This is a genomic window from Pigmentiphaga sp. MLSB6-MA01 (assembly GCF_058793475.1).
This window is the reverse complement of sequence record NZ_JBXAFV010000004.1, coordinates 361574-382861: the sequence shown is the minus strand read 5'-3', so window position 1 is coordinate 382861 and position 21288 is coordinate 361574. Positions and strand designations below refer to the sequence as shown.

Annotated in this window: 19 protein-coding genes and 1 pseudogene; 9 read left to right on the top strand and 11 right to left on the bottom strand. The window is 69.6% G+C overall.

Going from position 1 to position 21288, the window contains the following annotated elements:
• Positions 1-15: 15 nt before the first annotated feature.
• Positions 16-1509, bottom strand: a complete 1494-nt coding sequence (locus AC1Q6E_RS09480) for a class I adenylate-forming enzyme family protein (RefSeq protein ID WP_152798540.1) — start codon at positions 1507-1509, stop codon at positions 16-18.
• Positions 1506-2534 (bottom strand): alcohol dehydrogenase catalytic domain-containing protein, encoded by a 1029-nt coding sequence (locus AC1Q6E_RS09475; protein WP_152798541.1) that lies wholly within the window; start codon positions 2532-2534, stop codon positions 1506-1508. The genes AC1Q6E_RS09480 and AC1Q6E_RS09475 overlap by 4 nt, the downstream gene beginning before the upstream one ends.
• A 131-nt stretch (positions 2535-2665) precedes the next feature.
• Here AC1Q6E_RS09475 and AC1Q6E_RS09470 point away from each other — a divergent pair, with 131 nt between their 5' ends.
• Complete coding sequence (locus AC1Q6E_RS09470; RefSeq protein WP_152798542.1) at positions 2666-3415, top strand: enoyl-CoA hydratase/isomerase family protein; 750 nt, start codon at positions 2666-2668, stop codon at positions 3413-3415.
• A gap of 9 nt (positions 3416-3424) precedes the next feature.
• Here AC1Q6E_RS09470 and AC1Q6E_RS09465 read toward each other — a convergent pair whose 3' ends face one another.
• Complete coding sequence (locus AC1Q6E_RS09465) at positions 3425-4351, bottom strand: LysR family transcriptional regulator (RefSeq protein WP_152798543.1); 927 nt, start codon at positions 4349-4351, stop codon at positions 3425-3427.
• Between the two features lie 132 nt (positions 4352-4483).
• On the opposite strand from AC1Q6E_RS09465, the gene AC1Q6E_RS09460 reads away from it, so the two are divergent.
• The 3 genes from AC1Q6E_RS09460 to AC1Q6E_RS09450 are packed head-to-tail and all read left to right on the top strand — an operon-like array spanning position 4484 to position 7275.
• Positions 4484-5458, top strand: a complete 975-nt coding sequence (locus AC1Q6E_RS09460) for a tripartite tricarboxylate transporter substrate binding protein (protein WP_152798544.1) — start codon at positions 4484-4486, stop codon at positions 5456-5458.
• Between the two features lie 33 nt (positions 5459-5491).
• Positions 5492-6118 (top strand): DUF4286 family protein, encoded by a 627-nt coding sequence (locus tag AC1Q6E_RS09455; RefSeq protein ID WP_152798545.1) that lies wholly within the window; start codon positions 5492-5494, stop codon positions 6116-6118.
• Positions 6115-7275, top strand: a complete 1161-nt coding sequence (locus AC1Q6E_RS09450; protein ID WP_492572617.1) for a mandelate racemase/muconate lactonizing enzyme family protein — start codon at positions 6115-6117, stop codon at positions 7273-7275. The genes AC1Q6E_RS09455 and AC1Q6E_RS09450 overlap by 4 nt, the downstream gene beginning before the upstream one ends.
• Before the next feature lie 12 nt (positions 7276-7287).
• On the opposite strand, the gene AC1Q6E_RS09445 is transcribed toward AC1Q6E_RS09450, so the two are convergent.
• From AC1Q6E_RS09445 to AC1Q6E_RS09430, 4 genes are all read right to left on the bottom strand, one after another.
• The gene (locus tag AC1Q6E_RS09445; RefSeq protein ID WP_492572616.1) at positions 7288-8643 is read right to left on the bottom strand and encodes an amidase; all 1356 of its coding nucleotides are present in this window, start codon (positions 8641-8643) and stop codon (positions 7288-7290) included.
• A gap of 198 nt (positions 8644-8841) precedes the next feature.
• The gene (locus tag AC1Q6E_RS09440; RefSeq protein WP_152798548.1) at positions 8842-9948 is read right to left on the bottom strand and encodes a mandelate racemase/muconate lactonizing enzyme family protein; all 1107 of its coding nucleotides are present in this window, start codon (positions 9946-9948) and stop codon (positions 8842-8844) included.
• A 10-nt stretch (positions 9949-9958) separates the two neighbouring features.
• Positions 9959-10942, bottom strand: coding sequence for a tripartite tricarboxylate transporter substrate binding protein (locus tag AC1Q6E_RS09435; RefSeq protein WP_152798549.1), 984 nt, complete (start codon positions 10940-10942; stop codon positions 9959-9961).
• 161 nt (positions 10943-11103) lie between these two features.
• Positions 11104-12081, bottom strand: coding sequence for an asparaginase (locus tag AC1Q6E_RS09430; RefSeq protein ID WP_492572615.1), 978 nt, complete (start codon positions 12079-12081; stop codon positions 11104-11106).
• Between the two features lie 65 nt (positions 12082-12146).
• On the opposite strand from AC1Q6E_RS09430, the pseudogene AC1Q6E_RS09425 reads away from it, so the two are divergent.
• Positions 12147-13016 (top strand): annotated as a pseudogene (locus tag AC1Q6E_RS09425) (LysR family transcriptional regulator); the annotation flags it as partial.
• A 20-nt stretch (positions 13017-13036) separates the two neighbouring features.
• Here AC1Q6E_RS09425 and AC1Q6E_RS09420 read toward each other — a convergent pair.
• Positions 13037-14143 carry an NAD/NADP octopine/nopaline dehydrogenase family protein gene (locus tag AC1Q6E_RS09420; RefSeq protein WP_492572614.1) on the bottom strand — a complete coding sequence of 369 codons (1107 nt, stop codon included), beginning with the start codon at positions 14141-14143 and terminating at the stop codon, positions 13037-13039.
• A 1-nt stretch (position 14144) separates the two neighbouring features.
• Positions 14145-15122, bottom strand: a complete 978-nt coding sequence (locus AC1Q6E_RS09415; protein ID WP_152798553.1) for a Bug family tripartite tricarboxylate transporter substrate binding protein — start codon at positions 15120-15122, stop codon at positions 14145-14147.
• A gap of 151 nt (positions 15123-15273) precedes the next feature.
• Between AC1Q6E_RS09415 and AC1Q6E_RS09410 the strand changes: the two genes are divergently transcribed.
• Positions 15274-16284 carry an LLM class flavin-dependent oxidoreductase gene (locus AC1Q6E_RS09410; RefSeq protein ID WP_492572613.1) on the top strand — a complete coding sequence of 337 codons (1011 nt, stop codon included), beginning with the start codon at positions 15274-15276 and terminating at the stop codon, positions 16282-16284.
• Positions 16285-16291: 7 nt separating this feature from the next.
• Here AC1Q6E_RS09410 and AC1Q6E_RS09405 read toward each other — a convergent pair whose 3' ends face one another.
• Positions 16292-16657 carry a DOPA 4,5-dioxygenase family protein gene (locus tag AC1Q6E_RS09405; protein WP_152798555.1) on the bottom strand — a complete coding sequence of 122 codons (366 nt, stop codon included), beginning with the start codon at positions 16655-16657 and terminating at the stop codon, positions 16292-16294.
• 80 nt (positions 16658-16737) lie between these two features.
• Here AC1Q6E_RS09405 and AC1Q6E_RS09400 point away from each other — a divergent pair, with 80 nt between their 5' ends.
• The 3 genes from AC1Q6E_RS09400 to AC1Q6E_RS09390 all read left to right on the top strand — a co-directional run bounded on the left by AC1Q6E_RS09400 (position 16738) and on the right by AC1Q6E_RS09390 (position 19519).
• Positions 16738-17526 carry an SDR family NAD(P)-dependent oxidoreductase gene (locus AC1Q6E_RS09400; RefSeq protein ID WP_296554994.1) on the top strand — a complete coding sequence of 263 codons (789 nt, stop codon included), beginning with the start codon at positions 16738-16740 and terminating at the stop codon, positions 17524-17526.
• A 116-nt stretch (positions 17527-17642) separates the two neighbouring features.
• Positions 17643-18080: a MarR family winged helix-turn-helix transcriptional regulator gene (locus AC1Q6E_RS09395; RefSeq protein ID WP_152798556.1), complete on the top strand. Its 438-nt coding sequence runs from the start codon at positions 17643-17645 to the stop codon at positions 18078-18080.
• A 5-nt stretch (positions 18081-18085) separates the two neighbouring features.
• Positions 18086-19519 (top strand): DHA2 family efflux MFS transporter permease subunit, encoded by a 1434-nt coding sequence (locus tag AC1Q6E_RS09390; RefSeq protein WP_152798557.1) that lies wholly within the window; start codon positions 18086-18088, stop codon positions 19517-19519.
• Between the two features lie 269 nt (positions 19520-19788).
• Here the strand turns inward: AC1Q6E_RS09390 and fumC are convergent, their stop codons facing one another.
• Positions 19789-21168 carry a class II fumarate hydratase gene (gene fumC, locus AC1Q6E_RS09385; protein ID WP_492572612.1) on the bottom strand — a complete coding sequence of 460 codons (1380 nt, stop codon included), beginning with the start codon at positions 21166-21168 and terminating at the stop codon, positions 19789-19791.
• Positions 21169-21288: the final 120 nt, after the last annotated feature.

The following is a 21288-nucleotide window of genomic DNA, read 5'->3' as shown; positions in this document are numbered from 1 at the left end:
CCGGGCTTGGCGTCCTCAGGCCTCGTCCACCAGCAGCGCACGTACCTTGGCCCGCTGCACCTTGCCGTAGTGGGACTTGGGGATGGCCGGGGCGAAACGGATCACGCGCGGCTTCTTGAAGCCGGACAAGGACTGGCGGCAGTGTTCCATCAGTTCCTCGGCCGTGGCCGCCGCACCCGCGCGCAGCACGACCGCGGCGCCGACGATCTCGCCCCACTCCGGGTCGGGAAGTCCGGCCGCGGCCGCTTCGGCCACCGCCGGGTGGCTGCACAGCGCGCGTTCCACCTCGTCCGGAAGAATGGACTTGCCGCCGCTGCGTATCACTTCCTTGAGCCGGCCGGTGATGCGCAGCACGCCCGACGCGTCGAGGATGCCGAGATCCCCGGTGCGGAACCAGCCGTCGCGGAATACCCGGGCGGTCAATTCCGGCTGCCGCCAGTAGCCGGCCGCGACGTGCGCGCCGCGTATCAGCACTTCGCCTTCGGTGTCCGCCGGCGCGGGATTTCCATCGTGTTCGATGCGGATCTCGCAGCCGAACACCGGCCGGCCCACGCTGCGCACGGCCTGTGCCCGGCCGGCGGGATCGGCCAGCGCGTCCGGCGGCTGGTAGCAGCTCCACGACGCTTCGGTCAGTCCGTACAGGATGCCCAAGCGCGGTCCGAAAGCTTCGATGGCGGCCAGGAAGGTGTCGGGCGGAATGGCCGCCGCCCCCACGTCCATGCTGCGCAGCGCACTCAGATCGTGGTCGGCGGGCCGGGTTTCTTTCAGCAGCCGCACCAGGTGCGTGGGAACCAGGGAGGTCGAGGTGGCGCGGTGATGGGCCAGCAGTTCCAGGAATCGAACGGGCTCGAAACGGCCGGCAAGCACGACCGCGCCGCCCGCGGCCAGCTGGGCCAGCACGATGATGGCGGCGATCGGCCACAGCGGCCGCATGTTGAGCATGACGTCGCCGGGATGCTGGCCGCGGGCCATGGCGATGTTCTGCAGGGCGGAGGTGATGCTGCCGTGGGTGATGACCACGGCCTTCGGGGCGCCCGTGCTGCCGCCCGTGTAGTTGAGCGAGGCCATGGCGTCGGCGGCGGGGGTGGCCGCGGGCGTCTCGCGGCTGCCCGCGTCGGCCTCCAGCGGGCGCAGCCGCAGTCCGGGCACGCGGGCAGCCAGTTCGCGCGCGCGTTCGCCGTATTCGGCGCCGTATGCCAGCAGGCTGGCCTGGGCGTCGGCCAATTGCGCCGCCTGCTCGTCGGCGCTGAGCGCCGGATCGAGCGGCACCCGGACCAGCCCCGCCGACATCGCGCCATAGTCCCAGACCAGATAGGCGGGCGTGTTGTCCCCCAGGATGGCGATGCGTTCACCGTCGCCGAGTCCGTCCGCGCGCAGCGCGTGGCCCAGTCCGAACACGCGCGCGGCGAACGATTGGAAATCGAGGACGCTGCCGTCGCGCGCGTCCACGACCGCGGGCTGGCGGGGCCAGCGCTGGGCACACTGCCGAAGAAGGGCGCCGATGTTCATAGCCAGCCCTGCATGATCACGCGGCCTTCCACGGCCTTGGTGTCGAGGAGTTCGTGGGCGCGGCGGATCTCGTCAAAAGGCAAGGTGGCGGAGACCACTGGGCGGATCTGGCCGGAAGCCAGCATCGCCAGCGCCTGGCGGATGTCTTCCAGCGTACCGCTGCCCGACCCCATGACGCGTATCCTGCGGCCGATCAACAGGCCGGGCAGCACGTCCACCGCCTGGCCGCCGATGTTGCCGAGCACGACCACCGTGCCGCCCTGGGCCATGCTGCGCAGGGTCTCGGGCAGGGACAGGCCGAGGTTGTCGATGGCGATGTCCACGCCCTGCTTGCCTGTGAGCTGCCAGGCCTGGGCGCTGAATTTCAGGTCCGGGGCCACGATCACTTCGTCCGCCCCGAGCGACCGCAGATGCGCGGCCTTGGCCGGACTCGAGGTGACGGCGATCGAACGCGCGCCCAGGGCGCGCACGATCTGGATCTGATGCATGCCCAGGCCGCCGCTGGCGCCGGTGATGAGGACCGTATCGCCGGGATTGGTGCCGGCCAGGGTCCGCAGCGCGCGCAGGCTGGTGCCTATCGGGCAGCACGACAGCGCCGCGGCTTCCCAGGGCAGGCCGCGCGGCACGGGGATGGCCATGGGCGCGGGCACGCAGACATATTCCGCGTAGCCGCCCACGGTATCGACGGCGGGCAGGCCCAGTGCCCGGCACATGTCCTGCCGGCCGCGCAGGCAGTTGCGGCACAGGCCGCAGAACTGCCGCTGGTAGATGACCACGGGGTCTCCCACGCTGTGCGTGAGCACGCCGTCGCCCACCGCCACGACCTCGCCCGCGGTCTCATGGCCCAGGACAACGCCGGCGCGCGCGCCCGGCAGCTTGCCCGCGCGATGCAGGACGTCGTGATGGCAGATGCCGGCCGCCTTGACCTGCACCAGGACCTCGCCGGCCGTGGGCGAGGGGGTGGGGATCTCGCGGATCTCCAGGGTATCGGGGGCGCCGAAGGCGGAAAGAATGACGGCTTTCATGGTAAGGGCATCCTGGGTTGAAAGTGCATAATATGCACATAATGTTTACTATTCACACATGAGGTATAGTTTGCATAGCCGGCGTCGACCTGTCAACGTATCGCCGGCGCCATTCACGCGTAGAGGCCAGCATGGGTATCGACTACCGTCCGCTCGACAGCGGCATTCACGAGATCGTCATCAATCGCCCGGAGCGCATGAATGCGCTGGACGTGCCCGCGAAGCGGGAACTGGGCCGCATCTGGCGTGAAGCCGCCCAGGATCCCGCCGTATCGGTGTTGCTGCTGCGCGGCGCGGGCGAGAAGGCCTTCTGCGCGGGGTCGGACATCAAGGAGATGCAGGCCACCGGCACCATGGTGGACACGCGGACGCTGATGGACGCGATCCCCGGCATAGGCGTGGAACTCCACAAGCCGGTCGTGGCCGCGCTGCACGGCTTCACCATAGGCATGGGGCTGACCCTGGCCATCCATGCCGATTTCCGTATCGCCGCCGAGACCGGCAGGCTGGGGTTTCCCGAGGTCCAGCACGGCATGCTCTCGGGCGTCAGCGCCGTCACCCTGCCGGGGCTGGTGGGCGAGCCGCGCGCGCTGGACCTGATGCTGACGGCCCGGCTGATCGAACCTCGGGAAGCGCTGCGCATCGGGTTGGTGGACGAGGTCGTGCCCGACAGCGTCGCGGCCGCGCTGGCCCTGGCCCGGCGCATCGCCTCGAACTCCGCGGCCGCGGTGGCGCAGACCAAGCGCCTGATCCTGCTGGAGCGCCGCCGCCGCGCCCGCGAACACGCGGCCGTCATCGACGAGGCGCGGCTGGCGATTCTCGAATCCCGTGAGTTCGGCGACGTGGTGTCCCACAAACCGGGAGCGGGCCGCATCCGCTAGCCGGCCAGTCTATCCGTCTATCCGCCGTCCCGCGTCGAGCAGGCGGCCGATGTCCTGCGCGGCCAGCAGGGCCACCGTGCCCTGCGCGAGTTGCGACAGCGGGCGCTCGCGGGCGGTGGCCAGTACGAGGTTGTTGCGCATGCGGGGCGAAGCGATGGTGGAGATCCTGAACGGACCGCCTTCCACCCGGCTGGCGGTGGGCGCCGCGCTGCGCGGCACGATCGCATAACCCTGGCCGCTCAACGCCAGCTTGAGCAAGGTGTGCACGGCGTCGACCTCGGCCACGACGTTCAGCTTGATGCCGTGCGGCCGGCAGCCGGCCTCGATCACGTTGCGCACGGCGTTCGGAATGCTGGGCACGAGGACCGGATACCGCTCCAGTTCCCGGGCCGCCAGCCTGGCGGGCAGCGGGAACGCTTGCTTGGGACGCCCGCACAGCACCATGTCCTCGCGGTACAGGCTGAGGTATTCGAGCCGGGGGCTGGGCGGCGGATCGAACAGCAGCGCGATCTCGATCTTGCCCAGTATCAGGTCTTCGCGCAGCGCGACGCTCAGGCCCTCGGAAACGGAAATCGATGCTTCCGGATACAGGCGCCGGAATTGCTTGACCAGCTCCGGCGTCAGTACGTGCGCGATACGCGGGGGCAGGCCCACGGTCAGCCTGCCGGTGGGCTGTTCGCGCAGCGCCTGGATGTCGGCGCGGGCCTGCCGCGTCAGCTTCAGGATGGCGTTGCCGTAGGAGAGCAGGCATTTGCCGGATTCGGTCAGTTCCACGCCGCGGCCGGTGCGGACCAGCAAGTGGGATTTCAGCTCGAGTTCCAGCAGGCGGATGTGGCGGCTGAGCGTGGGCTGGGAGACACCCGCCACCAGCGCGGCGCGGGTCAGGCTGCCGAGTTCGGCCACGCGCACGAAGGATTCCAGCTGCTGCAGGTCCATGGTATTTAATTTGTGGATATCAGATGTAGAAGCTATTTTATTGATGAAAACGGCATGCGTGCGCACAATGCCGCCTCTTGATGAAACACCGCCAGCGGGATACCGCCAAGGCGGCATGCACGAGGAGACCCCATGCATATGTCCCGCAAATTCCTGGTCCCGGCGGTTGCCGTGGCACTGGCCGCCACGCTGGGCGCCGCGCGCGCCGAGGACTATCCCGGCCGCCCCGTGCGCATCGTGATCCCGTTCGCGCCCGGCGGCAGCAACGACATCGTCGGCCGCCTGATCGGCGAGGAGTTGACCAAGCGGCTGGGCCAGCCGTTCATCGTCGACAACCGGGGTGGCGCGGGCGGCACCATCGGCACCGAGGTGGTGGCCAAGGCCCGTCCCGACGGCTATACGCTGCTGCTGATCTCGACGCCGCACACGGCGAATTCGACGCTGTACAAGAAGCTGTCCTACGATCCCGCCAAGGACTTTTCTCCCGTTGCCCGGCTGGCGACCGCGCCGCTGCTGGTCTCGGTCTACCCGGGCCTGCCGGTCAAGACGCTGTCGGATCTGATTTCCTACGCCAAGGCCAACCCGGGCAAGCTCAACTATGTGTCGTCCGGCGTGGGTAGTTCGCAGCACCTGGTCAGCGAGCTGTTCGAGATCCGGGCCGGCATTTCCATGACGCACGTGCCGTACAAGGGCGCGGGCGCGGCCTTGACGGATGTCGCCGCGGGCCATGCGCAGGTGTCGGTCGGCACCGTGCTGCAGGCGCTGCCGCACGTCAAGGCCAACCGCCTGCGGCCGCTGGCCGTCAGCGGCCCCAAGCGCCAGCCGGTGCTGCCCGACGTGCCCACGGTCCAGGAAGCGGGCCTGCCGGGCTACGACGGCGACAACTGGTGGGGCATCCTGGCGCCGGCCGGTACGCCGCCGGCCATCGTCGACAAGCTGAGCAAGGCCATCGGCGATATCCTGGCCCAGCCGGACATGCGCCAGCGCCTGGAGGCCGAGAGCGCGTCGGTGGCCTATCTGTCACCCGAGCCTTTCGGCAAATTCCTGGCCGGCGAGACGACCAAGTGGGCGGAATTGATCAAGCGCCTCGGCATCCAGGCCGATTGACGCGCCTGGTCGTGACTTCTGGAAGATGCATCTATGAGTAGACCCGCCGCAGTGCTGTTGCGGTATTCCCCGGTGCCCGCCGACCTGGCGGCCATCGAACGGCTGGGGGCCGAGGTCGTGGCCGCCCACCCCGGGTGCTTCGAGCGCGTGGACGCCAATCGCGCGCTCGACGGTTCCCAGCTGTACCTGTATTTCTGGTCCGCCCGGCCCGGCGGGGTGGAACTGGCCGGCGCCATCGCCGAGCGGGCCGGGCGGTTGCTGCCGGCCCAGGCGCCGGACGTCCTGGTCCTGTCGCCGGTGCAGGACCTGCCCGGTGTCTCGCAAGGCCAGCCGGCCACGCATCACTATGTGGTCGAGACCGATGTGCGCCCGGAAGTGGCCGAGGACCTGTCGAGCTGGTATGGGCAGGAACACCTGCCCGGGCTGGCCGCGGTGGCTGGCAACGTGCGCGCGCGCCGGCTGGTGGCGGACAATGCCGACGGCAGCCAGCGGTCGCTGGCCTGCTATGACCTCACGACGCCCGCGATCCAGCAGGATCCCGAGTGGATGGCGGTGCGCGCGACCGACTGGAGCAGCCGCGTGCGCCCGCATTTCCAGAATACGCGCCGGGTCATGTGCGAACGGATCTACGCACTCGAGCCCGGCCAAGGAGCGATATGACTTCCGCAATCCGACAAGACGGCGCGCCGGCCCTCGTCGACGCCCGCATCACCCGCATCGAGACCATTCCGCTGCGGGTGGAACTCGAGCGCCCGGCCACGGGTTCGACCTTGAAGCTGACCCATCGCTGCACCATCGTCACGCGCGTGCACACCGACGCCGGCGTGGTGGGCGAGTGCTTCAACGGCAACGACGACGAATTGCAGCCGGCCATCATCAGCCTCATCCATGACGAACTGGAGCCGCTGCTCAAGGGCCGCCGCGTGGCTGTCATCGACGACGCATGGGCGGCCACGCGCCGCGCGACCGAGCCTTTCCTGCGCGACCGCCGGGTGGCGTTGCGGGCCCAGGCCTGCGTGGACAGCGCGCTGCACGATGCCGTGGGCAAGCTGGCCGGCCTGCCGCTGCACCTCATGTGGGGCGGCGCGCGCGAACGGGTGCCGGTGGTGGCGCTGGGCGGGTATTACCGCCAGAGCGGCGACCTGGAAGCCCTGGCGGACGAGGTGGCCGAACTGAAGGCTTTCGGCATCCACGGCCTGAAGCTCAAGCTGGGCGGCAAGACGCCCGCCGAGGACGCCCTGCGTGCCCAGACCGTGCGCCGGGCCGGTGGCGACGCCTTTGTGCTGGCCTGCGATGCCAACCAGGGCTGGAGCCGCGAGGAAGCGCTGGAGTTCGTGCGCCGGACCCGCGACCTGAACCTGGCCTGGTTCGAGGAGCCCTGCCGCTGGGACAACGACCGCGCCGACATGGCGGTGGTGCGGACCGTGGGTGGCGTGCCGGTGGCCGCGGGGCAGAGCGAGCTGTCGCGCTTCGGCTGCCGCGATCTGCTGGTGGCCGGCGCCATCGACATCTGCAACTTCGACGCCAGCTGGGGCGGCGGTCCGACCGAATGGCGGCGCGTGGCGATGCTGGCCTCGGCCTTCAACGTATCGATCATGCAGCACCTGGAGCCGCAGATCGGCCTGATGATGTCGGCGGGCGTGGCCAACGGCCGCTATGCAGAAGTCATGCTGCCCTGGCGCGATCCGTTCTTCTACAAGCTGATCGCGAACCAGCCGGCACGGCCGTTCGTGGATGGGTTCTACACGCTTCCGACCGCGCCGGGCTGGGGCATGAGTTTCGACCCCGAGTACCTGGAGTTCGCGCGGCGCAAGTAGGCGTCCGCCGGGTCAGCGCGCCGCGAGCAGGGCCTCGACGGCGCGCGCCGCCGCCAGCAGGCGGCGGTCCTGGCCGCCCAGGGCCGCCAGCATGAGTCCGACGGGCGCCGTGCCTGGTTCGTGGCAGGGCAGGGATATGGCGCATCCGTCCAGGAAGTTGACGAAGGTCGGGTTGCGCAGCACCAGCAGGTTGGTCCGGCCATAGGCCTCGTCGCTGGCCAGTTCCCGCACCGCCGGCGCGATGACGGGCACCGTGGGACAGGCGATCAGGTCCAGCGTCTCGAAGTGCCGGCTCGCGCGCCGTATCCAGTCGGCCCGTTGGGCGTGCAGCGCGGCGATGTCCTGGGCGGTGAGCCGCGTGCCTTTCTCGATGCGCACCCTGACGCGCGGGTCGTACCGATCGCCATGCCGGGCCATCATGTCCCGGTGCAGCGGATAGGACTCGGCGGCCGTGTAGCCGCCCTTGGCATTGATGGCCGCCAGCTCCGAGAGCTCCGCGAAAGGCAGGTCCACGATGGCGGCGCCGGCCTGCGACAGCCGCCGCAGCGAGGCCTCGAACGCCGCGGCGACGTTGCCGTCCATGCCGTCCAGCACGAGGGTCCGGGGCACACCGATGCGCAGGCTGGCAAGCGGCGCCTGTTCGTCCGGATACGCCGGGTCGCCCGACAGGACGGCGTCGACGGCGGCGCAGCAATTCACCGTGTGGCCGATGCCGCCTATGCTGTCCAAGGTCGTCGAAAGCGGAAAGGCGCCGGTGGCGGGCACGCGCGCCGCGGTGGGCTTGAAACCGGTCAGTCCTGTGAGCGCGGCGGGGATGCGGCAGGAGCCCCCGGTATCCGTGCCCAGGCCCACGGCGGCCATGCCGTCCGTGACCGAGACGGCCGCGCCCGAGGACGAGCCGCCGGGGATCCGGCCGGTCTTGCGGTCGTAGGGATTGAGCGGCGTGCCGTAGTGGGGATTGAGTCCCAGCCCCGAATAGGCGAACTCCGTCATGTTCGTGCGGCCGATGATGACGAAGCCCGCCGCGCGCAGGCGGGCGACCGCGGCGGCATCGCGCGTGGCGGGCGGGGCATCGGCCAGCACGCGCGAGCCGGCCGCCGTGACCTGGCCTTCGATGTCGAACAAATCCTTGATCGAAATGGGGATGCCCGCGTGGCGCCGGGTACGTTCCCCGCGCGTCCGGGCGGCATCGGCCGCATCGGCCGCGTGCCGCGCCCCGTCCGCGTCCACGCGGGTGTAGACGCGCGTGCCTTCGCCGGATGGGTCGGCGATACGCGCCAGGCAGGCCTCCACCAGCTCGCGGCTGGTCAGGCGGCCGGCGTCCAGCCCGGTGCTCAGGTGTTCGAGGGACATGTCGGGCGGAGTCATATCAATCATCTATGCCGAAGCGGTGTTGTCGACCCGGGGCACGGCGGATCCGGCCCGGCCGGTCCGCCCGCGCCGCCCGAAGGGCGCAGGGCCTCGTACCGGATTCCCGTAGTGTATTGCCAGTGGCCGACAGCCCCCGTCCGGGCCGGATGGACCGCGTATCGGGTTCCGGGCGCCGCGTGGCGCCCGTTGTGTCCCTCAGGACGCGGACATCGGCAGGCGGTGCCGCTCCAGCCGTTCGAGGTCTATCCAGTCGTCCAGGGAAGGGGACGCCGGCAGCGTCACGCGGCCGCGCCGGATGACCGGCTCGGCGGGCACGATCTGCTCGGCCAGCGTCAGGAAGAACGTCTGTTCCGCCGCGAAGGCGCAGTCGGCGGCCGGGACGGCCGCGGCCTGCTGCAGGTTGATCAGGGTGCCCAGCGCGCTTTCCGCATAGATGCCGGTGGCGACGCGGGCGCCGTGCCTGCGCGCGAGATCGCCGATGGCCAGCGTCTCGGTCATGCCTATGCGTCCGGGCTTGGCGCTGAGCGCGCGCGCGCCCCGTTCCAGGAACAGCGCCGCATCGGCGGCCGTGGCGCAGGGGCTGTCCACGAGGATGGGCAGGACGGTGCCGCGCTGCAACGCCTCGAAATGGGCGTCCGGGCGCAGCGGGCAGGGATCTTCCGCGGTCTCGACTCCTTCGTCCTCGAGCAGTCGCAAGTAGGCCGCGGCCTCTCCCGGCGTGTAGGCCGAGTTGGCGTCCACGTTGAAGACCGCGCCGTCGCCCACCGCCCGGCGGATGGCCCGCAGCGCCTGCCGATCGATGTCCATGCCTTGCCCGCCCTTGATCTTGAAGGCGCGGATGCCATGGCGCTCGGCCGCGCCGGAAGCTTCGCGGGCCATGACTTCCGGCGGCTGCCGGGTCACGGTCCAGGTCACTTCGACATCGGGCGTGCCGTTCCAGAATTGCCACAACGGCTGGTTCGCGCGGGCGGCGCGCAGCATCCAGCAGGCGGTTTCCAGCATGCCCTTGGCCATGCGGTTCTCGGGCAGGGGAGCCAGTGCCTGGCGCAGCGTTGCCGGATCGGAAACGTCCAGGCCGGCGGCCGCAGGCATCACCAGGTCCCGGAAGGCCGCGGCTAGCGAGGCCGGCGACACGCCGGACCAGGTCGCCTTGACGGTGCCCTCGGCCATCCCGGCCAGGCCATCGTCGGACTGGACGCGCAGCAGGGCGTAGACGCCCGCGTCCTCGATCGCGTTGGCCCAGACCACCTGGCGGCGGTAGGGCAGGCGGTAGAAATCCAGCGACCAGCGGGCGATCTTCATGGCAGGCGGGTCAGCCCATCGTGATGTTGGCTTTCTTGATCAGCTTGCGCCAGGTCTCCATCTCCTGCTCGACGTGGTTCCGGAATTCATCCGGCGTGGTGCCCAGCATCTGGACGCCCTGGGACTTGAAGTGCTCCCTGAACTCGGCGGACTGCACGATCTTGTTCAACTCACGGTTCAGCTTGTCGACGATGGGCTTGGGCGTGCCGGCCGGCGCAACGTAGCCCCACCAGCCCGAGGCATCGTAGCCGGGCAGGGTCTCGGCGATGGTGGGCACGTTGGGCAGTACCGACATGCGTTCCTTGCCTGTGACGGCGATCGCCTTCACGCGCCCGGGTTGCAGGTAGGCCATCGCGCCGGTATAGGTGCTGAACGTCAGTTGCACCTGTCCGCTGGCGACGTCGTTCAGGCCCTGGGCCAGGCCTTTGTAGGGGATGTGCATCAGGTCGACCTGGGCCATGTCCTTGAGCAGTTCTCCCATGAGGTGGGCGCTGCCGCCGTTGCCGGTCGAGGCGTACGAGATCTTGCCAGGCTGCGACTTGGCCAGCGCGATCAGTTCGGGGACCGTGTTGGCGGGCAGGCTGGGCGTGGCGGTCATCACGTAGGGCGAGGTACCCACCAGGGTGATGAAGCTGAAGCTCTTGATCGAATCGTAGGGCAGCTTGGCGACCAGGCTGGGATTGATCGAGTGGGAAGCCGCCGTCTGCAGCAGGGTGTAGCCGTCGGGTTCGGCGCGCGCGACGTATTCCGTGCCGATGACGGTGCCGCCGCCGGGCTTGTTCTCCACGACGACCGACTGCTTGAGCGCCTCGGACAGTTGCTGCGCGATGCGGCGCGCCAATACGTCATTGATCGCGCCGGGCGTGTAGGGAACGATGATGCGTATCGGCCGCGACGGGTAATTGGCCGCGGAATCGCTTTGCGCCCAGGCGGGCAGCGTCATCGCCACGGCAGCCGCGGCTGCTCCCAGTTGAAGGGCGAAACGGGTCTTCATGCTGTCTCCTCGATGGGGCTGTCCCGGGGACTGGGCGTCCTTGCCGGGAAAAACAGATTGTTGTTTAAATCAACTATGGACTTTATCAACTATACCGTAACAAGTTGCCGTTTTCAACGATGGGGCGCTGGGGAAAACCCCGGGCGCCCCGCCCGCATCATTCATTCGTAGGAGAGCGTGTCGAACAGGGATTGCAGGTCCGACGGCGGGATGCCCGCGGCCAGCGCGAGCATCAGCGCGATGCGCGCCTTGTAGGGATCCAGGCCGGCAGCCTGGATGAAGCCGTCCGTGCCGGGGCGTCCGACCCGGCCGGCGCCGGTGCGGGTGGCGAGCACGACCGCCAGGCCCTGCCGGCCCGCTTCGCGCAGGAGCGGTTCGATACGGCCGCTGATCGAACCGTTGCCGTAGCCGGCCCAGACCAGCCCGCGCGCGCCGCCGCGCAGGACCGCATCCACCATCGCGGTGGAGATGCCGGGATAGTCGAACAGGATGTCCACGGGCGCGAGCGGGGTTTCCGGCGCGAAGCGCGGCGCGGGCCGGTGGGCCGGCGAGAGCCAGCCGACGTATCCGTCCTGGATGAAGCCGGCGGGGCCGGCCTCCGGGCTGTCGAAGGCATCCACGCGATGCGTGTGCGTCTTGCGCAGATGGCGGGCGCGATGGATCCGGCCGTTGAGGACGGCAAGCACGCCGTGCCGCGCCGCCTGCGGGCAGGCCGCCACCTGGACGGCCTGCAGCAGGTTCATGGGGCCGTCGGCGGAAGCCGCGGTGGCCGGACGCATGGCCCCGGTGACGACCAGCGGCTTGGCCAGCGCCAGCGTCAGGTGGAGGAACCAGGCGGTCTCCTCCAGGGTGTCCGTGCCGTGGGTCAGCACCACGCCGTCGACGTCCGGGTCCGCCTGCGCCCGCGCGAGTTCGCCGGCCAGCATCTGCCAGAAGCCGGGCAGCGCGTCCTTGCTGTCCAGCGAGGCCAGTTGCCGTGCATCGAGACGGATGTCGTCCAGGGCGGGAAGGGCGGCCAGCAGCGCATCGACCGGCAGGGCGCCGGCACGGTAGCCGCTGGTGTCGCAGGGCGAAGGCGCGGCGCCGGCGATGGTGCCGCCGGTGGCCAGGATGCGCACGGCGGGCGGACGGCGCGTCATGCCGCCTCCACGGGGTATGCTCGGGTGGGGGCGCGAGGCCGCGCCCGGCAGTCAGGACGATCCGTATGCACGATGCGACACACCGGTTGCTGGCCGCGCTCAGGATGCGCCAGCTCGAACTCATCAGCACCCTGGCCGACGCCGGCAACATGCGGGCGGCGGGCCAGCGGCTGCACCTGAGCACCGCGGCGGTCAGCAAGGGGCTGCGCGAGGTCGAGGCGCTGTTCGGCACCGCCGTCTTCCATCGCCTGCCGCGGGGTGTGGTCACGACCGCGGCCGGAGACCTGATCGTGCAGCGCGCGCGGGTGTTGCTGGGCGAGGTGGCCCAACTGGCGGATGAACTGGCCGCGCACGGCATGCCGGCCGACCAGGGCATACGGGTGGGCGCGCCGCCGTTCATCGCCTGGACGCTGGTGCCCCGCCTGCTGCGCGACCTCGCGGCCCATGGCGGCCTGCCGCCCGTGCGTATCGTGGAGGGACGCCTGGCCGACATGTGCCAGAAGCTGGAAGCCGGCGATCTCGACGTGCTGGTCACCATGAATACGCCGTCCGAACTCGGCGGCCTGAGACCGGACGGTTTCGTGATCGAACAGATCGGCACAGAGGAGTGGACCGTGGTCTGCGCGCCGGCGCATCCGCTGGCCGCGGACCGCCGCCGGCGCCATGCCTGGCGGGCGCTGCGCGACGAGGCCTGGATACTGCCGCCGCGGCCGACCAATGCCCGCATGATGGTGGAGCAGGTCATGCTGCAGCACGGGCTGGCGCCCATCGTGCCCCGGATCGAATCCACCAATGCCATTACCAACCTGCAACTGGCCGAGCAGTCGCTGGGCGTGACGCTGGCGGCGCGCTGCGTGATCGAGGACCGCGTGCGGCGCGGGACCCTGGTGGAGATCGGCATGGAGGATCTCCCCGCGCCGGTCCCCATCGCGATGGTCTATCGCTTCAGCGGCGCTCATCGCGGCGGCGTGTCGGCGCTGCGCGAGGCGGCGCAGCGGCTGCGCAGCGCCGACACGCCGTCCGAGGCCAGCCCGAGTTCCTCCACCAGGAAGTTCTCGGCCCGGAAGTCGCGGGCGTAGGCGGCTTCCAGGATGTCGATGCAGGCCGACAGCAGCGGCGACTCCACGCCCGCCGCCCGGGCCAGCGCTTCCTGGAACGCCAGTCCGAAGGGCGCGTCTTCCAGCACGTAGCGGTGGTCGAGGCGCGCGGGGCCCGAGGGCCCCATGCCGCGTGCCTGGATGGCGGCGGCCATCTCGTGCAACGGCCCGGCCTCGATATGGTAGGAGCGGCTGTAGTGCTCGGCCAGCGTGGGCAATGCGAACCCCAGCGCCGCGGCGGTGGCCAGGCGTTCCCGGTCGAGTCCCTCGGCCAGCCGGCCGACCACCGGCGTGAAGCAGCCGAACAGCGGCCAGTCCTCGCCCCGGTCCATGCGGGTCAGATTGGGGATCACCTCGGCGGCGTGGGCGATGGGATTGATGTTGGCCAGCGTCGGCGCCAGCAGATCGCCGGCATCGACGAAGCGGTCGCCCAGCAAGGCCGCGCAGAGCCCGAGGATGCGGTCGCCCGCGCCGGTCGCCGCCATGTCGATGCGATGGCGCAGCGGATTCGCGTGCAGGCGGCCGTCCGGCAGGAAGTGCGCGGTGGTGGGCGTCGTGGCCCAGCCGGCGGCATGCAGGTCGCAGCCGCGCCGCGCCGCGCGCTCGCGCAGCCAGAGCGGCGCCAGGCTGAGCGCGCCGCTGACAATGATGGTCTGGCCGTCGCGCCACAGCGGCGACAGCCGTCCCAGCACGTCGGCATAGGCGTTGCCGGGCAGGCAGACAATGACGGTGTCGAAGCGGGCCAGCCGCTCCGGCGCGTCGAGCAGGTCGATCTCCACGTCGCCGTCCAGCGCGCCCGTGCAGGCGATGCTGGCCATGTCGCCGTGGCGCTTGAGCCGCGCCGCGGTGGGAGACCACAGGAAGGGACGATGTCCGTGACGAAGCAGGTAGGCCGCCGTGGCGCAGCCGATGGGCCCGGCGCCGACGACCGCGACGTCGAGCGCGGGGTGGGGAAGCGATGCCATCCTAGTCCAGCACGATGCGGCGTTCGCTGATGATGCGGGCCCACTTGGCGCTTTCGGCGGAGGCCGCGCGGCGCAGTTCGTCGGGCGAGCCGTCGACGATTTCCACGCCCTGCCGGCGCAGCCTGTCGCGCAGGTCGTTGCCCGCCAGGACCTTGTGCACGGCCTGGTGCAGGCGATCGATGATCGGGCGCGGGGTGCCGGCCGGGGCGAACAGCGCGAAATTGGTGGTCGACTCGAAGCTGGGCACGCCGGATTCGCCCACGGTGGGAACCTCGGGCAGCAGCGGCGAGCGGGCGGCGCCCGTCACGGCGATGGCCTTCAGGCGGCCGGCGGAGGCGAACGGCAGGGCGACTCCCAGGTCCAGGAAGGCCGCGTCGACCTCGCCCGCGGCCACCGCGTTGTTGGCCGGGCCGCCGCCCTTGTAGGGCACGTGCACCATCGAAATGCCGGTCTGGCTCATGAACAGTTCGGCCGCCAGGTGGCTGGTCGAACCGTTGCCGCCCGATGCGATGTTCAGGCGGCCGGGCTGCTTGCGGGCCAGCGCCAGCAGCTCCTTCACGCCGCCTGCCTCCAGCGTGGGGCGCACGGCCAGGATGAGCGGGCTCGAGGCCAGCAGCGAGATCGGGGCGAAGTCGCGTTCGTGCCGATAGGGCAGCGACTTGTACAGGTGCTCGGCGATGGCGTAGGTGCTGTTGGTGGCCAGGATCAGCGTGTAGCCGTCGGCCGGGGCGGCCGCCACCTGGCCGTGGCCGATGGTGCCATTGGCGCCCGGCCGGTTGTCCACCACCACCTGCTGGCCCAGTTGCGCGCTCAGCTCCGTGGAGACCATGCGGGCCAGCAGGTCGGTCGCGCCGCCGGGAGACCACCCGACCACCATCTTGATGGGACGGGTGGGATAAGCGCCGGATTGCGCCTGGGCGGCCGGCATGGCGGCGATGGCCAGCGCGGTCCATAGGCTTATGGCGGGTAAGGTTTTCATCGAGTGGAGTCCGGGGTGAAGGGTACGATGAGTGTATTGAGCGCCCCCCCGCCTGACGAGCGACGTCTTTTCAAGTCTCGTCAACCCACGGTTAACGCAGCGTGGCCATCGCCCGCTCCGCCGGTGGGCGCATCCCTCGCACGAGAGCAGAATGACCGCACTGTCCGTATTGGATCTGTCACCGATCTGCGCCGACGGCACCGCCGCCGACGCCTTCCGCAACACGCTGGACCTGGCTCGGCATGCCGAGCGCTGGGGCTATCGCCGCTACTGGCTGGCCGAGCACCACAACATGCCCGGCATCGCCAGCGCCGCCACGGCCCTCGTGATCGCCCACGTGGCCGCCGGGACGCGGCACATGCGCGTGGGCGCCGGCGGCATCATGCTGCCCAATCATGCGCCGCTGGTCATCGCCGAACAGTTCGGCACGCTGGCCTCGCTGTATCCCGGCCGCATCGACCTGGGCCTGGGCCGGGCGCCCGGATCGGACCAGGCCACGGCCCGCGCGCTGCGCCGGGGGCAGGGCGATACCGCCGACCGTTTCCCCCAGGACGTGGCCGAGTTGCAGCACTATTTCCAGGCGCCGAGTCCCGGGCAGCCGGTACAGGCCGTGCCCGGCGGCGGGCTGGACGTGCCGCTGTGGCTGCTGGGGTCCAGCCTTTTCAGCGCGCAGCTGGCGGCGCAGATGGGGCTGCCCTTCGCCTTTGCCTCGCACTTCGCGCCGGGCTATCTGACGGCGGCCCTGGATCTCTACCGCACGCGCTTCCAGCCTTCCGAGGCCTTGCGGCAGCCCTATGTGATGCTGGGCATCAACGTGTTCGCCGCGGACACCCGGGACGAGGCGCACCGTCTGTTCACGTCGCTGCAACTGCAATTCGTCAATCTGATCCGGGGCATGCCCGGCAAGCTGAACGCCCCGGTCGACAACATCGGGGAAATCTGGAGCGGAGCCGAGAAGGCGCACATCGAGCGTTCGCTGTCCTGTGCGGTGGTGGGGACGCCGGAAGACGTCGAGACCGGACTGGACGAGTTCGCGCGCCGCCACGGAGCCGACGAGCTGATGGTGACCGCCCAGGTCTACGACCATGCGGCGCGCCTGCGCTCGTTCGAGATCACCGCCGCGGCCGGCGCCCGGCTGGGCTGGCTGGAAAACGCGGCGTGAGGGAGGCTCAGTCGTCGCGCTCGGGCAGGCGCTCGGCCTTCAGCGGCAGCACCCGGCCCAGCCAGAATCCGTGGACCAGGTGATCGCGGCGGGGGAGGCCGGTGTCCGGATGCACCAGCACGTCCAGCCCGCGCCGGTTCAGCATCAGCCAGGGCACGAGCGAGGCGAAGACGCCGGGATCGAACAGCAATTGGTACATCGCCTGGGTATGCGGGCCGACGGGCACGTCGTGCCAGCGGCCGGCGCGCAGGGGAAAACGCGCGATGGCTTCCTCGCGCACGGCCGCGGCCACGTCGCGGGTGGTCGCGGGATCGTAGTAGACATGGGCATGGAATGCGCGAATGATGCCGGTGTCGTAAAAGTCTGCCTGCATGGCGATAGGCCTGGATAGCGGTGCGGATTGCGGTGGTGGATGGAGGGCGAGGCGGTGGCCGCGCCCTGTTTGGATTCTATGTGACGGAGCGACAAGTGGATCTGGGATTGAAAGGAAAAGTGGCGGTGGTGACGGGCGCGACGGCCGGCATAGGCCTGGCGGCCGCGCTGAAATTCGTGGAAGAGGGCGCCCGGGTGGCGATCTGCGCGCGCAGCGCCGACAAGCTCGCGGCCACCGTGGAGCTGTTGCGCGCCAAGGGCGGCGATGTCTTCGGGCTGGCGACGGACATTTCCAGGCCTGAAGAGATCGAGCGGTTCTTCACCGCTGTCGCGGGCCATTTCGGCCGCATCGACATCCTGGTCAACAATGCCGGCACGTCGATGCGCGGCCCGTTCCTGAAGGTCAGCGACGCCGACTGGGACGCCGACCTCGAACTGAAGCTGTACGGGGCGATCCGCTGTTCGCGCCTGGCCGTCCCGCACATGAAGAAACAGGGGGGTGGCCGCATCGTCAACATCTCGACCATAGGCGGCAAGCAGCCCGCCGCCACCTCGATGCCGACCTCGGTGTCGCGTGCCGCCGGGCTGGCCCTGACCAAGGCGCTGTCGCGCGAGTTCGCGGCCGACAACATCCTCGTGAACGCGGTCTGCATCGGCAAGATCAAGGCCGGGCAGCATGAGCGCACCGCCGCCTCCAAGGGGCGCGATGCCGACGACCTGTACCGCGAGTTCGCGCAGGACATCCCCCTGGGCCGGGTGGGCGAGGCCGAGGAAGCCGCCAACGTCATCGTCTTCCTGGCGTCCGGGGCGGCCAGCTATGTGACCGGCTCCAGCGTGAACCTCGACGGCGGCGCCTCTTCCGTCATGTGACGGCGGCGCGGATCCCGGTCCGCGGCGGGGCTTGCAATTCCCGGCCCGCGTCTATATAGTTAGTTCAACTAACTAACTTATTGGACGCGGCGCCCACGCGCGCGTCCGCCAGGACCATGCTGGATCCCACCGGTAACGAAGCGATCGATCTGGCCGCGCAATTGCGGCCCGCCATCCTGCGCCTGAACAGGCTGCTGCGGCGCGAGACCCAGGCTTTCGGCGTCTCGCCGCTCATGGTCATGCTGTTGTCGACCATTGACAAGGAACCCGGCATCGGTGTCAACGATCTCGCCAACCGCGAGAACATGCGTGCCGCCAGCATGAGCAACCATGTCAAGCAGCTCGAGGCCGCCGGCTACATCCAGCGCGACCAGACCCTGCATACGGACAAGCGCCGTGTCGGGCTGGCGGTGACCCCGGAGGGGCGCAAGCTGGTTGCCGAGGTGCGCAAGCGCCGCACCGACTGGCTGGCCGGCCGCATCACCACGCTCGACCCCGACGACCGCGCCGCGCTCGCCCGCGCGGTGGGAGCCCTGCGGCACCTTGGGGAGTGAAAGACATGGCCTTGTCCACCAACGATCATGTTTCTTTCGTCTCCCGCATCACGCAGCGGCTCGCGCCCATGGTCGTGCCGCTCATCGTCGGCTGCGCGCTGTTCATGCAGATGCTGGACTCCACCGTCATCGCCACGGCCCTGCCGGCGATGGCGCACTCCTTCGGCGCGGATCCGGTCCGGCTCAACGTCGCGATCACCGCCTACCTGCTCAGCGCCGCCGTGTTCGTGCCCATCTGCGGCTGGGCCGCCGACCGGTTCGGCGCGCGCCAGGTCTTTGCCTCCGCCATTGTCCTGTTCACCATCAGCTCCACGTTGTGCGGCTTGTCGCAGACCCTGGGCCAGATGGTGGCCGGACGGATGCTGCAAGGATTCGCGGGCGCGATGATGGTCCCGGTGGGACGCATCGTGCTGCTGCGCACCGTGTCCAAGTCGGAACTGGTGCGCGCCATGTCCTTTCTCAGCATGCCAGCGCTGCTGGGCCCCATCTTCGGGCCGGCGGTGGGCGGTTTCCTGGTCGAGTACGGCTCCTGGCGCTGGATCTTCTTCATGAACCTGCCCATCGGCGTCCTGGGCGTGATCCTGGCGCTGCGCTACATCCACGATACCGAGGCGGGCCAGCCGCAGCCGCTGGACGTCATCGGTTTCCTGTTGACCGCCGTCTGCCTGGGCACCCTGGTGTTCTGCTTCGAGGCCGTGGGCCACGGCGTGCTGTCGACGCCCATGCTGCTGGGGCTGCTGGTGCTGGGCGGCGTGTGCGGGCTGCTGTATGTCAGGCACGCGGAGCGTTCGCCCCATCCCATCCTGGACTTCCGCCTGCTGAAGATCCCGACCTTCTCCATCGCGCTGTTGGGCGGCAATCTTTGCCGGCTCGCGGTCGGCGCCGTGCCCTTCCTGCTGGCCATGCAATTGCAGGTGGCGTTCGGCATGGGCCCCTTCGCCGCGGGGATGCTGACCTTCGCCGGCGCGCTGGGCGCGCTGATGATGAAGATGAGCGCCAGCCCCATCATCAAGCGCTTCGGCTTTCGCCGCACGCTCGTGGTCAACGCCTTCCTGACCGGGGCGTCCATCATCGGCTGCGTGCTGTTCACCCCGGTCACGCCGCATGCCGTCATCATCATCGTGCTGCTGCTGGGCGGGTTCTTCCGGTCGCTGCAACTGACCGGCGTCAACTCGCTGGCCTATGCCGACATCGGCCCCGACCAGATGGGGCGTGCCACCGGCATGGCCAGCGCGGTCCAGCAACTGGCCATCAGCCTGGGCGTGGCCGTCGCCGCCTTCGCGCTCAAGGTCAGCATGGCCACGCGCGGCACCGCCACGCTCGACGCCTACGACGTGATCCCCGGCTTCCTGGTCATCGGCATCACGATGATGCTGTCGGTGCTGTTCTTCAGCCGCCTTTCCGCCAGCGCCGGCTCCGCCGTCAGCGGAAAAAGATAGCCCCCCCCTACGCCCTTCGGGCGCCCCCCAGGGGGCGATGCGGGTGGACCGGCGGAGCCGGATCCACCGCATCCTGGGTCTAGTACCGCTGTCTTGGGTTGTGGCGCAGGTGCTTCGCTGGCAGCCAGCGGTAGCAACCGTGCTTCAGTCCAAGATAGCTTCCCTAGACCCCGGAAACCGCGGATCTGGCTCCGCCAGTCCGCCGGTTTCGCCCCCTGGGGGGCGCCCGAAGGGCGTAGGGGGGGGCTTTCCTAGGGGACGTTTTCCCTCTAGACCATGTTTCTTGGGATGACCCACTGGTCGAACTGCTCGTTCGTCACATAGCCCAGGGCCAGCGCGGATTCGCGTAGCGACAGGTTTTCCTTGTGCGCCTTCTTGGCGATCTGCGCGGCCTTGTCGTAGCCGATGTGGGGATTGAGCGCGGTGACCAGCATCAGCGAGCGCTCCACCAGTTCTGCGATGCGGTCGCGGTTGGGTTCCAGGCCGGCCACGCAGTTCTTCTCGAAGCTTTCCATGCCGTCGGCCAGCAGGCGCACCGATTGCAGGAAGTTGTGGATCAGCATGGGCTTGAAGACATTCAGCTCGAAGTTGCCGCTGGCGCCGCCGATGTTGATGGCGACGTCGTTGCCCAGGACCTGGGCGCCCAGCATGGTCAAGGCCTCGGACTGGGTCGGGTTGACCTTGCCGGGCATGATGGAGCTGCCGGGTTCGTTCTCGGGGATGCTGATCTCGCCCAGTCCCGAGCGCGGGCCGCTGGCGAGCCAGCGCACGTCGTTGGCCAGCTTGATCAGGCCGGCGGCCAGGGTCTTCAGGGCGCCATGGGAGAACAGCAGGCCCTCGTGCGAGGCCAGCGCCTGGAACTTGTTGGGCGCCGATTCGAAGGGCAGGCCGGTTTCCCGGGCCAGCTCGGCGGCCACTTTCGCGCCGAATTCCGGAGGGGTGTTCAGGCCGGTGCCGACCGCGGTGCCGCCTATGGCCAGCTGCAGCAGGCCGCGCTGGGCGTGGCGGATCTGTTCCTCGGCCAGCAGGAGCTGGGCTTCGTGGCCGGACAATTCCTGCCCCAGGGTCAGGGGCGTGGCGTCCTGCAAGTGGGTGCGGCCGATCTTGACGATGCCGGCATAGGCTCGCGCCTTGTCGCCCAGCGTCTTGCGCAGGCGTGCCAGGGCGGGCAGCAGGCGGGCGTGGATCTGCAGCGCCGCCGCCACGTGCATGGCCGTGGGGAATACGTCGTTGGAGGACTGGCCGCGGTTGACGTGGTCGTTGGGATGGACCAATCGCGCCTCGCCCCGTTCGCCGCCGAGCAGTTCCGAGGCGCGATTGGCGAGCACCTCGTTGACGTTCATGTTGGTCTGGGTGCCGGAGCCGGTCTGCCAGACGCTAAGGGGGAATTCGTCCGGCCAGCGCCCGGCGATGATCTCGTCGGCGGCGGCTTCGATGGCATGCGCGGTCCGGCCGTCGAGCAGGCCCAGGCCGGTGTTGACGCGGGCGGCGGCGCGCTTGACCTGGGCCAGGGCCGTGATCAGCGGCTGGGGCATCTTCTCGTGGGAGATCGCGAAGAACTGCAGCGATCGCTGGGTCTGGGCACCCCACAGGTGATCGGCGGGAACGTCGATCGGACCGAAGGTGTCCTTTTCAACACGGGTATGCATGGCCATCTCCTTGCCTGCCCGGCCTGCGGGCCTGGATGAGCCCAGGTTAGCAGAAGCCTTTCGCGCACCGGCTTGTGTCCCTGCAAGCGACTGTGGTAAAGGATACGCGGTACCAGAACC

Excerpts from the sequence above, each read along its gene's own strand:
- AC1Q6E_RS09480 (WP_152798540.1), bottom strand. The coding sequence starts at position 1,509 with ATGAACATCGGCGCCCTTCTTCGGCAGTGTGCCCAGCGCTGGCCCCGC.
- AC1Q6E_RS09475 (WP_152798541.1), bottom strand. The coding sequence starts at position 2,534 with ATGAAAGCCGTCATTCTTTCCGCCTTCGGCGCCCCCGATACCCTGGAG.
- AC1Q6E_RS09470 (WP_152798542.1), top strand. The coding sequence starts at position 2,666 with ATGGGTATCGACTACCGTCCGCTCGACAGCGGCATTCACGAGATCGTC.
- AC1Q6E_RS09465 (WP_152798543.1), bottom strand. The coding sequence starts at position 4,351 with ATGGACCTGCAGCAGCTGGAATCCTTCGTGCGCGTGGCCGAACTCGGC.
- AC1Q6E_RS09460 (WP_152798544.1), top strand. The coding sequence starts at position 4,484 with ATGCATATGTCCCGCAAATTCCTGGTCCCGGCGGTTGCCGTGGCACTG.
- AC1Q6E_RS09455 (WP_152798545.1), top strand. The coding sequence starts at position 5,492 with ATGAGTAGACCCGCCGCAGTGCTGTTGCGGTATTCCCCGGTGCCCGCC.
- AC1Q6E_RS09450 (WP_492572617.1), top strand. The coding sequence starts at position 6,115 with ATGACTTCCGCAATCCGACAAGACGGCGCGCCGGCCCTCGTCGACGCC.
- AC1Q6E_RS09445 (WP_492572616.1), bottom strand. The coding sequence starts at position 8,643 with ATGACTCCGCCCGACATGTCCCTCGAACACCTGAGCACCGGGCTGGAC.
- AC1Q6E_RS09440 (WP_152798548.1), bottom strand. The coding sequence starts at position 9,948 with ATGAAGATCGCCCGCTGGTCGCTGGATTTCTACCGCCTGCCCTACCGC.
- AC1Q6E_RS09435 (WP_152798549.1), bottom strand. The coding sequence starts at position 10,942 with ATGAAGACCCGTTTCGCCCTTCAACTGGGAGCAGCCGCGGCTGCCGTG.
- AC1Q6E_RS09430 (WP_492572615.1), bottom strand. The coding sequence starts at position 12,081 with ATGACGCGCCGTCCGCCCGCCGTGCGCATCCTGGCCACCGGCGGCACC.
- AC1Q6E_RS09420 (WP_492572614.1), bottom strand. The coding sequence starts at position 14,143 with ATGGCATCGCTTCCCCACCCCGCGCTCGACGTCGCGGTCGTCGGCGCC.
- AC1Q6E_RS09415 (WP_152798553.1), bottom strand. The coding sequence starts at position 15,122 with ATGAAAACCTTACCCGCCATAAGCCTATGGACCGCGCTGGCCATCGCC.
- AC1Q6E_RS09410 (WP_492572613.1), top strand. The coding sequence starts at position 15,274 with ATGACCGCACTGTCCGTATTGGATCTGTCACCGATCTGCGCCGACGGC.
- AC1Q6E_RS09405 (WP_152798555.1), bottom strand. The coding sequence starts at position 16,657 with ATGCAGGCAGACTTTTACGACACCGGCATCATTCGCGCATTCCATGCC.
- AC1Q6E_RS09395 (WP_152798556.1), top strand. The coding sequence starts at position 17,643 with ATGCTGGATCCCACCGGTAACGAAGCGATCGATCTGGCCGCGCAATTG.
- AC1Q6E_RS09390 (WP_152798557.1), top strand. The coding sequence starts at position 18,086 with ATGGCCTTGTCCACCAACGATCATGTTTCTTTCGTCTCCCGCATCACG.
- fumC (WP_492572612.1), bottom strand. The coding sequence starts at position 21,168 with ATGCATACCCGTGTTGAAAAGGACACCTTCGGTCCGATCGACGTTCCC.